Annotated in this window: 12 protein-coding genes and 1 other RNA gene; 5 read left to right on the plus strand and 8 right to left on the minus strand. The window is 66.5% G+C overall.

The features are described 5' to 3' along the window. Nucleotides 1–7: 7 nt before the first annotated feature. The 8 genes from FFS49_RS03555 to ffs form a co-directional block, all read right to left on the minus strand. Nucleotides 8–895 carry a peptidoglycan DD-metalloendopeptidase family protein gene (locus tag FFS49_RS03555; protein WP_039360286.1) on the minus strand — a complete coding sequence of 296 codons (888 nt, stop codon included), beginning with the start codon at nucleotides 893–895 and terminating at the stop codon, nucleotides 8–10. Nucleotides 896–900: 5 nt separating this feature from the next. Beyond that, nucleotides 901–1833, minus strand: a complete 933-nt coding sequence (locus FFS49_RS03560) for a protein-L-isoaspartate(D-aspartate) O-methyltransferase (RefSeq protein WP_105818678.1) — start codon at nucleotides 1831–1833, stop codon at nucleotides 901–903. After that, a complete protein-coding gene (surE, locus tag FFS49_RS03565; protein WP_105818540.1) occupies nucleotides 1830–2591 on the minus strand; it encodes a 5'/3'-nucleotidase SurE in 762 nt (253 codons plus the stop codon). The genes FFS49_RS03560 and surE overlap by 4 nt, the downstream gene beginning before the upstream one ends. Nucleotides 2592–2813: 222 nt before the next feature. Continuing rightward, nucleotides 2814–4019, minus strand: a complete 1206-nt coding sequence (locus FFS49_RS03570) for a CaiB/BaiF CoA-transferase family protein (protein ID WP_039360293.1) — start codon at nucleotides 4017–4019, stop codon at nucleotides 2814–2816. 48 nt (nucleotides 4020–4067) lie between these two features. Next, nucleotides 4068–4664 carry a recombination mediator RecR gene (gene recR, locus FFS49_RS03575; protein ID WP_006478665.1) on the minus strand — a complete coding sequence of 199 codons (597 nt, stop codon included), beginning with the start codon at nucleotides 4662–4664 and terminating at the stop codon, nucleotides 4068–4070. A gap of 31 nt (nucleotides 4665–4695) precedes the next feature. Next, nucleotides 4696–5022 (minus strand): YbaB/EbfC family nucleoid-associated protein, encoded by a 327-nt coding sequence (locus FFS49_RS03580; protein WP_006482124.1) that lies wholly within the window; start codon nucleotides 5020–5022, stop codon nucleotides 4696–4698. A gap of 92 nt (nucleotides 5023–5114) precedes the next feature. Next, a complete protein-coding gene (locus FFS49_RS03585; protein WP_105818541.1) occupies nucleotides 5115–7490 on the minus strand; it encodes a DNA polymerase III subunit gamma/tau in 2376 nt (791 codons plus the stop codon). A 127-nt stretch (nucleotides 7491–7617) separates the two neighbouring features. Continuing rightward, nucleotides 7618–7716, minus strand: an RNA gene (ffs, locus tag FFS49_RS03590) — signal recognition particle sRNA small type. A 405-nt stretch (nucleotides 7717–8121) separates the two neighbouring features. Between ffs and trxA the strand changes: the two genes are divergently transcribed. The 5 genes from trxA to FFS49_RS03615 all read left to right on the plus strand — a co-directional run bounded on the left by trxA (nucleotide 8122) and on the right by FFS49_RS03615 (nucleotide 12961). Beyond that, nucleotides 8122–8448: a thioredoxin TrxA gene (gene trxA, locus FFS49_RS03595; RefSeq protein WP_006402348.1), complete on the plus strand. Its 327-nt coding sequence runs from the start codon at nucleotides 8122–8124 to the stop codon at nucleotides 8446–8448. 193 nt (nucleotides 8449–8641) lie between these two features. Next, complete coding sequence (rho, locus tag FFS49_RS03600; RefSeq protein ID WP_006478662.1) at nucleotides 8642–9904, plus strand: transcription termination factor Rho; 1263 nt, start codon at nucleotides 8642–8644, stop codon at nucleotides 9902–9904. Nucleotides 9905–10035: 131 nt separating this feature from the next. Beyond that, the gene (locus FFS49_RS03605) at nucleotides 10036–10536 is read left to right on the plus strand and encodes a MerR family transcriptional regulator (RefSeq protein ID WP_039360302.1); all 501 of its coding nucleotides are present in this window, start codon (nucleotides 10036–10038) and stop codon (nucleotides 10534–10536) included. Next, nucleotides 10533–12089 carry an MFS transporter gene (locus tag FFS49_RS03610; protein WP_105818542.1) on the plus strand — a complete coding sequence of 519 codons (1557 nt, stop codon included), beginning with the start codon at nucleotides 10533–10535 and terminating at the stop codon, nucleotides 12087–12089. Before FFS49_RS03605 ends, FFS49_RS03610 begins: the two co-directional genes overlap by 4 nt. Before the next feature lie 38 nt (nucleotides 12090–12127). Then, nucleotides 12128–12961 (plus strand): M90 family metallopeptidase, encoded by an 834-nt coding sequence (locus tag FFS49_RS03615; RefSeq protein WP_071334585.1) that lies wholly within the window; start codon nucleotides 12128–12130, stop codon nucleotides 12959–12961. The last annotated feature ends 98 nt before the right edge of the window (nucleotides 12962–13059 follow it).

Consider the following 13059-nt stretch of genomic DNA (forward strand, 5'->3'; position numbering starts at 1 on the left):
GTCTCGGTTATTGAGGCGGCAAATACTTCAGCGGATCGACAGGTTTACCCTGCCGGCGAACCTCGAAATGCAGCATCACGCGGTCGGAATCGCTGTTCCCCATCTCGGCGATCTTCTGCCCCTTCGTTACCGCGTCCCCCTCTTTTACCATCAAAGCGCGATTGTGTGCATACGCCGTGAGGTAAGTTGCATCGTGCTTGATGATAATGAGGTTGCCGTAGCCGCGCAGACCATTACCGGAGTAGACAACGCGGCCGTCGGCCGCCGCCTTCACGGTCTCGCCGGCCGACCCGCCGATATTGACGCCCTTGTTCTTCGCGTCGTCGAAACCGTTCAGCACGGGACCGCGCGCGGGCCATGCGAACGTCACGGGGCCGCTCGGCGCGGCTGCCGTATCGCTCGATGCGGCTGCTGCGGCAGGCGGCGTCGCGACCGACGACGACGTACCGGCGGCCGGCGTTGCCGGACCGCTGCTGAGCGGCGCGGTCGCAACGGCGGCGCCCGCGATCGGCGCGGCGACCTGCGTGCCCGCAACGGCGGCACCGGCCTGCGGCGAAACGCGCAGCAGCTGATCGACTTCAATCTGGTTCGGGTTCGCCAGGTTGTTCCACGCGGCGATGTCGCGATAGTTCTGCCCGTTTTCGAGTGCGATCCGGTACAGCGTATCGCCCGGCTTCACCCGGTAGTAACCCGGCGGCGCCGGCGGGAGCGGCGCCGCGGGCTGCGCGGCGCCGGTCGTGCCGAGCGAACCGGAGCGATCGACGACGGGCGCGTTGTCGAGCCGCGTCGCACAGGCGGCCAGAAGCGTGGAGAACGCAGCTACGCAGATCGCCCGCTGGGCGAGCGTGAGCGGTTCCCTGGAACGGTTGTTTTGCATCGCGCGCAACATACTCATCGGTTTCAAATTACTCCGGATTTTAAAGGGACAAAGAAAACGCGATCAAGCCGTGACGCTCGCCATTGCGCGTGCGCGACGCGCTCGACGAGCGTGAGTACCTGGTGCTGCCCGCTCTGCGCGCCGACCGGCGCGACGAGCCGCCCGCCGATCGCGAGCTGTTCGAGCAGCGCCTGCGGCACGTCGAGCCCCGCCGCCGCGATCACGATCGCGTCGAACGGGGCCGCGGACGGCAGGCCGACACGCCCGTCGCCGTAGTGCAGACGGATGTTCGGCACGCGCAGCGGCCGCAGGTTCAGCTTCGCGCGCTCGTAGAGCGGCTTGATGCGTTCAATCGAATACACGTCGCGCGCCACGTGGCTCAGCACGGCGGCCTGATAGCCGCAGCCCGTGCCGATCTCGAGGACGCGCTCGAGCGTGCGGCCGGCCATCGCGAGCTCGATCATGCGCGCGACGACCGACGGCTTTGATATGGTCTGCTGGTGGCCGATCGGCAACGCCGAATCCTCGTAAGCCTGCGTCGCGAGCCCCGGATCCACGAACATGTGTCGCGGCACCGCGGCCATCGCTTCCAGCACGCGCGCGTCGGTCACACCGTTCGCGCGCAGCCGTTCGACCATCCGTTCGCGCACGCGTTCCGACGTAAGCGCGAACGCGCCGGCCGGCGCGACGCTCGGCGCGGCCGGCTTCGGCATGGCGGGCTTCAGCGCGGTCGGCTTCGGAACGGTCGCGGGCTTCGCCGCGGCGGAGCCGGGCAATGCCGTCCGCACCACGGCAGGCTTCACCGCAACCGGTTTCAGCACGGCTGCAGGCTTGTCGGCGGCCTTCGATACCGCGACCGCCGCATGGCGTTCGCCGGCCCGACCTTCCGACTTGCGTGGCGCTCGCTTGAGATCTTCGAGCGCGAGCGGGAACCGCTTCGCGCGCTCGCCGCTCATGAAGCCCGCCCTCCGGCGCGCGCCCATTCGCGCGTCGCGGGCAGCATCTGCGTATGCGTGAGGTCCAGTTGCAGCGGCGTGATCGACACGAAACCGTTTGCCACTGCGTGAAAATCGGTGCCGTCGCTGGCGTCCAGCGCTTCACCTGCCGCGCCGATCCAGTAGATCGGTTCGCCGCGCGGGTCGGTCTGGCGAATCACCGGCTGCGACGGATGACGCTTGCCGAGGCGCGTGACCTTCCAGCCTTTCAGTTCGTTGTACGGCAGGTTCGGAATATTGACGTTGAGCAGCGGCTGGCCCGGCAGCGGATGCGCGAGATAGTGCTCGACGATCTCCGCGGCGACGCGCGCGGCGTCGGCCAGATGGGCCCAGCCCTTGTCGACCAGCGAGAATGCGATGGCCGGCACGCCGAACATGATGCCTTCGGTGGCGGCCGCAACTGTCCCCGAATAGAGCGTGTCTTCGCCCATGTTCTGGCCGTTGTTGATCCCGGAAACGACGAGGTCCGGGCTGGCTTCGGCCATCCCCGTCAACGCGACGTGAACCGAATCGGTCGGCGTGCCGTTCACGTAGAAGAAACCCGTACTCGCCGCGCGCTGCACCGACAGCGGCCGCGACAACGTGAGGGAGTTCGACGCGCCGCTGCAGTTCTGCTCGGGCGCGATCACCGTGAGCTCGGCCAGCGGCTGCAGCGCGTCGCTGAGCGCGGCGAGACCGGGGGCGAGATAGCCGTCGTCGTTGCTGAGTAGGATTCGCATCCGGCGATTGTAACCGAGGAAAGATGGCGCGAGAGCGACAGTCCGGCGACTACGGATGGACGGTTGCGGCCCCCCGGACACGCCGCGCCGCCGCGTTGCGCTGCGGCGTTCTGCGTGCTCGGGAAAACACCGCGTCGCCCCGGGTTTTCCCCCGCCAGCGGAGCCCCCTTGGGGAATGCGCCGCTCCAGGAGCCTGGCGCGAAGCGACAGGCCCGAGGGGAATCAAATCGCGCCCGCGTCGCGCAGTGCGGCAATCGCCTGCGCGTCGTAGCCGAGACCGCGCAGCACCTCGTCCGTGTGCTCGCCGAGTTCGGGCCCGAGCCAGCGTGTTTCGCCCGGCGTGTCGGACAGCTTCGGCGTGATGTTCGGCAACGGAATGTCGGTGCCGTCGGCCAGCTTGAAGCGCTGGATCATCTGCCGCGCGACGAACTGCGGATCGGTGAACATGTCGGCCGCGCTGTAGATACGCCCGGCCGGCACGTCGGCGGCGTTGAGCACGACGAGCGCTTCTTCGATCGTGCGCGGCGCAAGCCACGCGGCAATCGCGTCGTCGATCTCCTGCGTGCGCGGCACGCGCCCGTCGTTTTGCGCGAGCGCGGGATCGTCGGCGAGGTCGTCGCGCTCGATCGCCTTCATCAGCCGCTTGAAGATCGGATCGCTGTTGCCGCCGATCACGATGCTGCCGTCGCGGCACGCATACGTATTCGACGGCACGATGCCCGGCAGCGACGCGCCGGTGCGCTCGCGCACCATCCCGTACACGCCGTATTCGGGCACCACGCTTTCCATCATGTTGAAGACGGCTTCATACAGCGCAACGTCGACCACCTGCCCCGCACCGCCGTTGACCTTGCGGTGATGCAGCGCCATCAGCGCGCCGATCACACCGTGCAGCGCGGCGATCGAATCGCCGATCGAGATGCCGATGCGCGGCGGCGGCAGTTCGGGATAGCCGGTGATGTGACGCAGCCCGCCCATCGATTCGGCGATCGCGCCGAAGCCGGGCCGGTCGCGGTACGGGCCGGTCTGTCCGTAACCGGACAGACGCACCATCACGAGGCCCGGGTTGTCGGCCGACAGCACGTCGTAGCCGAGCCCGAGCTTTTCGAGCAGGCCCGGGCGGAAATTCTCGATCACGATGTCTGCCTCGCGCGCAAGTTGGCGCGCGATCGCCTTGCCGGCGTCGGCTTTCAAGTTGAGCGTGACCGATTTCTTGTTGCGCGCCTGAACGGACCACCACAGCGACGTGCCGCCCTGCTCCGGATGGAGCTTGCGCCACTTGCGCAGCGGGTCGCCCCCGTTCGGATCCTCGATCTTGATCACTTCCGCGCCGAATTCGGCGAACAGCCGCGACGCGAACGGCCCCGCGATCAGCGTTCCGAATTCGAGCACTTTGACGCCCGCGAGCGGACCCTGGCTGGTGCTCATGTGTCTCCCTGGCATGAGGAACGGCGCCGCCTGCCGGCGGCGCCCGGCTTACATCGTGCGGCGGTCGAGCATCGCGCGGGCGATGGTGCCCGCGTCGACGTATTCGAGCTCACCGCCCACCGGCACACCGCGTGCGAGGCGCGTGACCGCGAGCCCGCGCGCCTTCAGCGTCTGCCCGAGGTAGTGCGCGGTGGCTTCGCCTTCGTTCGTGAAGTTGGTCGCGAGCACGACTTCCTTGACGACACCGTCGGACGCGCGCCGCACGAGGCGATCGAAATGGATTTCCTTCGGACCGATCCCGTCGAGCGGGCTCAGCCGACCCATCAGCACGAAATACAGCCCGCGGTAAGTCATCGTCTGCTCGAGCATGATCTGGTCGGCAGGCGTCTCGACGACGCACAGCAGCGTCGGATCACGCTCTTCGTCGCTGCAGACCTCGCAGATCTGCGCTTCGGTGAACGTGTTGCACTTCTCGCAGTGCTGCAGGTGCTCGGTCGCGAACAGCAGCGACCGGCCGAGCCGCTCCGCGCCCTCCCGATCGTGCTGCATCAGGTGGACCGCCATGCGCTGCGCGGATTTCGGCCCGACGCCGGGCAGCACGCGCAACGCTTCGACGAGAGCGGACAGGGCGGACGGCTGTTTCATACGGGGGCAAAAAGTGGCACGGGCGCGGTGCTCAGAACGGCAGCTTGAAGCCCGGGGGCAGCGGCAGGCCCGACGTCATGCCGCTCATCTTTTCCTGCGACGTCGCTTCGGCCTTGCGCACGGCATCGTTGAACGCAGCCGCAACGAGGTCCTCGAGCATGTCCTTGTCGTCCGCGAGCAGGCTCGGGTCGATCGACACGCGACGCACTTCGTTGCGGCACGTCATCGTCACCTTGACGAGGCCGGCGCCCGACTGCCCTTCGACTTCGATCAGCGCAAGCTGCTCCTGCATCTTCTTCATGTTTTCCTGCATTTGCTGCGCTTGCTTCATCAGTCCGGCGAGGTTGCCTTTCAACATGGGAATACTCCTTCTTGATCGTGTGAAAACCGGCACGCGGCGCGTGCCGGCCTATGTGTGGGCGTGATTGTGCCTGTCGCGGGGCGGTCAGTTCAATGCAGTGTCGGCGGCGGGCCGTCCGGCGCCGCATCGGCGAGCGGGCGCACCGAACCTTCTACGATGCGCGCGCCGAAATCGCGCACGAGCTGCTGGACGAACGGGTCGCCGTGAATCTCCTGCTCGGCCTCGCGCTGGCGTGCCGCGCGCGCGGCCGCGTCGAGCGCCGCCGCGGTGCGCCGCGCGGGCCCGACCTCGACCGCCACCTCGACCGGCTTGCCGAGCGCGTCGGCCAGCGCGGCCTTCAGCTTCGCGACCTGCGCGGCGTCCGCATATTGCGGCACCGGTACGGAAAGCTTCAACGTCGTCGCATCGACAGCCGTCAGCTCACTGTTGAACGCGAGCTGGTACGCGACGCCCTTGAGCGGCAGCCGCGCGGCGAGCGCCGGCCATTCGCCGTCGAAGCCGACCGGATCGAGTGCGATCGCAGGCGGCAACGGACGCGTGTCGACCGGTGCGGACGGACGGGTTTCCGCCGGCCTCGGCGCCACGCGCACATCGTCGGGGCCGCTGTCGAATACCGGCACGAAGCCATCGTCGGGCGGGCCGCCGAACATTTCGTCGGCGCTGAGCGGCACGTAGTCGTCGGGCGGGATGTCCTCCCACGGCGGCGAAGCCTGGCGCGAATCGGCCGCCTGCGGTGCACGAGCGGCAGCGCGCGGCGTCGGCACCTGGACGGCGGCGGGACGCGGTGCGGCCGGCTTCTCGGCGGCCGGCTGGGCAGCCGTTTTCGCCGCGGCGGCGCCTGCGCGCCCGCGGTCGGACGACACGCGCATCCCCGCATTGCGCAACACGTCGAGCGCGGCAGCGGCTCCGCCGGAACGCGCCGCCGGACGCGCGGCGGGCTCAGGCGGCGCAGCGCGCGGCATCGGTTCGGCCGGCGCAGCCGGCTCGTCGCTTCGCTGCGCAACGGCAGCAGGCGGGGCAGCAGGCCGCTCGGGTTCCTTGCGTACCGGTGCCGGGTTGTCGCCGGCCGGCTCCGCTTGCGGTGCCGCAGCCGTCTGCGACTGCGGCACTTCGACGACTGGCGCGTCAATCGGGGCCGGCGCGGCTGCTTCGACGGCGGCCGGCGTCACGGCCGGCCGGTCTGCTTCGTCGCCGGACTGTACCGGCGCTGCACGCGCAACCGGTGCCGCGGGCGGTGCCGGAGCAATAGCCTGCGGCCGCACTGCTTCGGCAGGTTTAGCCGATACCGGCTTCGCCGCAGCGGCCGATGCCGCCGCCACGCGCGGGCCCGGCACCGCACGCGGCGCGGACGGCTGGCCGCCCGGCGCACTGCCGGCGGCAACCGCCGGCTCGAACGCGAGCATCCGCAGCAGCGTCATCGTGAAACCGGCGTACTCGTCCGGCGCCAGGCCGAGCTCGGCACGACCGACCGTCGCGATCTGATAGAACAACTGGACCTGCTCGGGGCTCAGCGTCTCGGCGAAGCGGCGCAGGTCGCCCGCTTCGGGCCATTCGTCGAGCACCGAGCCCGGCGCGAACTGCGCCCACGCGATGCGATGCAGCAGGCTCGCGAGATCCTGAAGCGCGGTCGAGAACGACAGGCTGCGCAGCGACATCTCGTCGGCAATCGCCAGGATTTCCGGGCCGCTGCCTGCGGCGAGCGCGTCGAGCAGACGCACCATGTAAGTCTGGTCGAGCGCGCCGAGCATGCCCGACACGGCCGACTCGGTCACCTCGTTCGCCGAATAGGCGATCGCCTGGTCGGTGAGCGACAGCGCGTCGCGCATGCTGCCCTGCGCGGCACGCGCGAGCAGGCGCAGCGCCTGCGGCTCGAACGTGATCTGCTCTTCGCCGAGGATCCGTTCGAGATGCGACACGATGTGCCCGGCCGGCATCTGCTTCAGGTTGAACTGCAGGCAGCGCGACAGCACGGTCACGGGGATTTTCTGCGGATCGGTGGTCGCGAGGATGAACTTGACGTGCGGCGGCGGCTCCTCGAGCGTCTTCAGCATCGCGTTGAACGCGTGATTCGTCAGCATGTGCACTTCGTCGATCATGTAGACCTTGAAGCGCGCATCGACGGGCGCGTACACCGCACGCTCGAGCAGCGCGGCCATTTCGTCGACGCCGCGGTTGCTCGCGGCATCCATCTCGACGTAATCGACGAATCGCCCTTCGTCGATCTCGCGACAGGCACGGCACACGCCGCACGGCTGCGACGTAACGCCGGTTTCACAATTGAGTGCCTTGGCGAAGATCCGCGACAGCGTCGTCTTGCCGACACCGCGGGTTCCGGTAAACAGATAGGCGTGATGGAGACGCCCGCCGTCGAGCGCGTGCGTAAGCGCCCTGACGACGTGCTCCTGGCCGACGAGCGAAGCGAAATCCTTCGGACGCCACTTGCGTGCGAGAACTTGATAGGTCATCGGGAAATTGTATCAGTAACGCTGCGTCGCGCCGACACGCGAAACGGTGCGGAAGACAGGCAACGCGCAGGTAAAACGGAGTGTGGTGCAGAAATAAAAAACGCCCGGCGAACGGGGCGAGAAGGAAGGTGACGAGCCCGACCCTCGGCACTGGCGGAAAACGATTGTGGCTGCTTCGTTCCCGACCTGACCAGGTTCACCGCCCCACCATGCGAGGAGGCCCGTCACGGCATATTCTATCACCGCTTCCGGATGAATGCGACCGTTTGTTCGCACCAAAGCGAATTTGACCAGACAAACCGACGCACATCGGGCTCCACGAAGCCCTCCCGACGCGAAGGGCCTGCGCGTCCACCCCTTGTAATTTGCGAGCCGGCCTCCACCTGCTGGACACGATGGTCGAACGTCGCGTCGTACCCCTACTCGCGTAGCGGCTACTATCGCCGCCCGCAGCAGATAGCAATTTAGGCTAATATGACGCCCGAACGACCCGCGAGCCGCGGCATGCAGCGCTTACACCCCTCCTTTCCGGAGAGCGGAGTGACCTGCCGCAGCGGCCGGCAGCCAACGGCAGCCGGTTCGCCGCAACGCGCAAGCAGGCAGTCCCCGAACCGTAAGAGGTATTGACCCAATGAGCGAACAGATCAAACACATCAGCGACGCATCGTTCGAACAGGACGTCGTCAAATCCGACAAGCCCGTGCTCGTCGATTTCTGGGCCGAATGGTGCGGCCCGTGCAAAATGATCGCCCCGATCCTCGACGAAGTCGCGAAGGACTACGGCGACAAGCTGCAGATCGCAAAAATCAACGTCGACGACAACCAGGCAACGCCCGCGAAGTTCGGCGTGCGCGGCATCCCGACGCTGATCCTGTTCAAGAACGGCGCGGCCGCCGCGCAGAAGGTCGGCGCGCTGTCGAAGTCGCAGCTCACCGCATTCCTGGACAGCCACCTGTAATACGGGCAGTTCCGCGGACGTGTTGTCAGCCGGCAACACGTCCGTCGACAAGCCGCCGATCGCTCGCTCAAGCGCGAATCGGCCTATGCTAGAATTAAAAAACGTCTACAAGACGCATTTAAGTCTCTGAGCGCTTCCGCTCGCCCTCCTCCCTTTATTTCTTTCGTCGTCTCCTCCCTGGCGGGTTCTCCGTATGCATTTATCCGAGCTCAAGTCTCTGCACGTCTCCGAACTGATCGAAATGGCCAATGGCCTGGAGATCGAAAACGCGAACCGCCTGCGCAAGCAGGAGCTGATGTTCGCCATTCTCAAAAAGCGCGCCAAGACGGGTGAGACGATCTTCGGCGACGGTACGCTCGAAGTGCTGCCGGACGGCTTCGGCTTCCTGCGCTCGCCGGAAATGTCGTACCTCGCGAGCACCGACGACATCTACATCAGCCCGTCGCAGATCCGCCGCTTCAACCTGCACACCGGCGACACCATCGAAGGTGAAGTCCGCACGCCGAAGGACGGCGAACGCTACTTCGCGCTGGTGAAGGTCGACAAAGTCAACGGGCAGCCGCCCGAGGCCTCGAAACACAAGATCATGTTCGAGAACCTCACGCCGCTGCACCCGAACAAGCCGCTGTCGCTCGAACGCGAAATGCGCGGCGAGGAAAACGTCACGGGCCGCATCATCGACATGATCGCGCCGATCGGCAAGGGCCAGCGCGGCCTGCTCGTCGCGTCGCCGAAGTCGGGCAAGACCGTGATGCTCCAGCACATCGCACACGCGATCAAGCAGAACCACCCGGACGTGATCCTGTTCGTGCTGCTGATCGACGAACGCCCTGAAGAAGTGACCGAAATGCAGCGCTCGGTCGCCGGAGAAGTGATCGCCTCGACGTTCGACGAACCGGCCACGCGCCACGTGCAGGTCGCCGAAATGGTGATCGAGAAGGCCAAGCGCCTCGTCGAAATGAAGCACGACGTCGTGATTCTGCTCGACTCGATCACGCGCCTCGCACGCGCGTACAACACCGTGATCCCGGCATCGGGCAAGGTGCTGACGGGTGGTGTCGACGCGAACGCACTGCAACGTCCGAAGCGCTTCTTCGGCGCGGCGCGCAACATCGAGGAAGGCGGTTCGCTGACGATCATCGGCACCGCACTGATCGAAACCGGCAGCCGCATGGACGACGTCATCTACGAAGAGTTCAAGGGCACCGGCAACATGGAAGTGCACCTCGAGCGCCGTCTCGCGGAAAAGCGCGTGTATCCGTCGATCAATCTGAACAAGTCGGGCACCCGTCGCGAAGAAATGCTGATCAAGCCCGAGATCCTTCAAAAGATCTGGGTGCTGCGCAAGTTCATCCACGACATGGACGAAGTCGAAGCGATGGAATTCCTGCTCGACAAGATCCGCCAGACGAAGAGCAACTCCGAGTTCTTCGACCTGATGCGCCGCGGCGGATAATCGCCCCGCCCCGCACCAACAAGACGGCCGCCCGCGCATCCTGCCCGGCGGCCGTTTTTCGGTATCAACCTGAACGTGAACGTACAGGTTGATCTATAATCGCGGCATCACCCAAACCCGTTCCTCCCCCGATGCCGAACGACACCTCCACCCCGCTGTTGACCGTGAGCGATGCGGCGTCACGGCTCGGCGTCACACCGCGCACGCTGAAGTATTACGAAGAGCGCGGGCTCGTCACGCCGTCGCGCAGCGAAGGCCGCTACCGCCTCTACGACGAGACCGACCTCGAGCGCTTCGCGCGTATCCTGCGGCTGCGGGCGCTCGGCTTCTCGCTACACGGCATCACGGAAATGCTGAAACGCCCGCTGGAAGAAACGGGCGACGGCCGGCGCCGCTATTCGGACGCGTCGCTGCGCGACATCCGCACCGGCCTCGCCGAGCAGATCGACACACTCGACAGGCGGATCGCGGCCGTCCAGCGCGAACTGAAGGAAGCCGTCGCGCTGCGCAAGGAGTTGCAGCACGACATCGACTACGTCGATCGGCGCCTTGCCGGCGAAAACGCCGATGCGCTGATCGCGCAGCGGCAGGCCGAAGCCGGCACGCGGCGCGCACGCAAGGCGCGCGAGTGAACGCGATGCCCGGTCGCTCGCCGCTGTGGAGCCGCGCGAACCTGCGCGCGGACCTGTTCCCCTGGGCGCTTGCGCTCGTCACCGGCATCGACTATTTCGACAACGCGGTCTTCTCGTTCTTCGCGAGCTACATCGCAGGCGGCATCAACGCATCGCCCGACGAGCTCGTGTGGTCGTCGAGTGCCTATGCGGTCACGGCCGTGCTCGGCATCCTGCAGCAGCAATGGTGGGTCGACCGGCTCGGCCATCGCCGCTACGTCGCCGGCTGCATGCTGATGTTCTCGTTCGGCGCGATCGCCGCCGCGCTCGCCGACACGTCGCTCGAACTCGCATTCGCGCGCGGCTTTCAGGGATATTTCATCGGCCCGATGATGGGCGCGTGCCGGATCCTGATCCAGATCAGCTTCAAGCCGCAGGAACGGCCGCCCGCGACACGCGCGTTCCTGATCATGATCCTGCTCGGCAGCGCGCTCGCGCCGATCGTCGGCGGCCTGCTCGTCGCACATTCGACGTGGCGCGCGCTGTTCGCGTGCTCGGCGCCGGCCGGCATCGCGTTCGCGATCCTCGCGCTGCTCACGCTGCCCGATTCGGGCCGGACACCCGACGACGAACGCGGCTCCGGACACTTCTGGCCGTATGTCGTGTTCGCGCTCGCACAAGGCGCGCTGCAGATCGTGCTGCAGCAGGTGCATTACCAGCTCTACAGCGGCTCGCCCATGCTGATCCTGCTGACGATCGCGGGAATCGGCGCGCTTGCGTGGTTCGCGTATCACCAGTGGAACCACCCGACGCCGCTCGTGCGCCTGCAAGCGTTCCGCGAACGGACGTTCCAGGTCGGGCTGCTGCTCTACATGTTCTATTACTACGAGTCGACGGGCTTCAGTTACCTGACGTCGCGCTTTCTCGAAAGCGGGCTCGGCTATCCGGTCGAGAACGCCGGGCGGCTGGTGGGCACGATGTCGCTGATTTCGGCCACCGCGCTGTTCGCTTACCTGCGTTACGCGAAACTCGTCACCCACAAGAAGTGGTTCGTCGTGCCGGGGTTCGCGATCGCCATCACGGCCGCGCTGTGGATGACGCGGATGACGCCGCAGGTCGGCGAGGCCGCGCTGATCGTCCCGCTGCTGCTGCGCGGATTGCTGCTGCTCTTCATCGTGCTGCCGGTGGCCAACCTGACGTTCCGGATCTTCGCGATCGACGAATATACGCACGGCTACCGGCTGAAGAACATCGTGCGGCAACTGACGATCTCGTTCGCGACGTCGTCGGTGATCATCGTCGAACAGCACCGCGTGGCCGTGCATCAGACGCGGCTCGTCGAGCGCGCGAACGTGTTCGACCCGCTCTTCCAGCAGACAGTCGATGCGCTGACGCGCAGCTATGCCGCCGCCGGCCACGCGCTGAACGAGGCGCACGGACTCGCGATCGCGTCGATCGCGCGCACGGTCGCGCAACAGGCGTCGTTCCTCGCGTCGCTCGACGGCTTTTACTTCCTGGCGGGCGTGGCGCTCGTCGGCGGCCTCTTTGCGGCATGGCAAAAAGAGATCGATTGAGTTAAAAGACAGGCTTTGGATTTCCGCGAGCCGCCTTCATGCTCTCGAAACTGACCCGCTGGTTCGACGACCGCCGCCGCAACCGCGCGCTGCGCAGCCACCCGATTCCCGACGCGCTGTGGCAGGACACCGTCGAGCGCCTGCCGTTTCTCGCGGCACTGCCGCCCGACGCGCTCGGCCGTCTGCGCGAACTGACGAGCCTGTTCATCGCGAAGAAATCGTTCTCGACCGCACACGGGCTCGAGTTGACAGACGCGATGATCGTCGCGATCGCCGCGCAGGCCTGCCTGCCCGTGCTGAATCTCGACCTGTCGCTGTACGACGGCTGGGTCGGCGTCGTCGTGTATCCGGGTGAATTCGTGATCCGCAAGACGGTGCAGGACGAGGACGGCGTCGTGCACGAAGTGGAGCAGGATGCGAGCGGTGAGGCCTGGGAAGGCGGCCCCGTGATCCTGTCCTGGGAAGACGCGCAGATGACGGACGGCCACGACGCATACAACGTCGTGATCCACGAGTTCGCGCACAAGATCGACATGGTCAACGGCGCGGCCGATGGCTATCCGCCCCTATTTCGGCGTTGGCACGCACCGCACCTCGATGCGCAGGCCTGGGCCGACGTGTTCGAACACGCGTACGACCAGTTCTGCGCGCGCGTCGACGCGGTGCCGGACCGTGCGTGGGCGCGCTTCGAGCGGGATTCGCTGATCGATCCCTATGCGGCCGACCACCCGTCGGAATTCTTCGCGGTATGCAGCGAAGCGCTGTTCGTCCGGCCGAAAGCGTTCGAGTCCGAATTTCCGGAGCTGTACCGGCTGCTCGCGCGCTACTACCGGCAGGATCCGGCGGGCACCGGCGCGCTCGACGCACCGTGAAAATTATTCGTCAACCATCTGATTTTCTGGCATAATCGCCGTTTTTCGACCTTAGGCAAGTGGCTCGCGCCGGGCTTGGCGTGGTCTGGTTTGCGCAA

It is taken from the genome of Burkholderia sp. 4NA327C6, from assembly GCF_005502655.1.
Lineage (GTDB): Bacteria > Pseudomonadota > Gammaproteobacteria > Burkholderiales > Burkholderiaceae > Burkholderia > Burkholderia contaminans.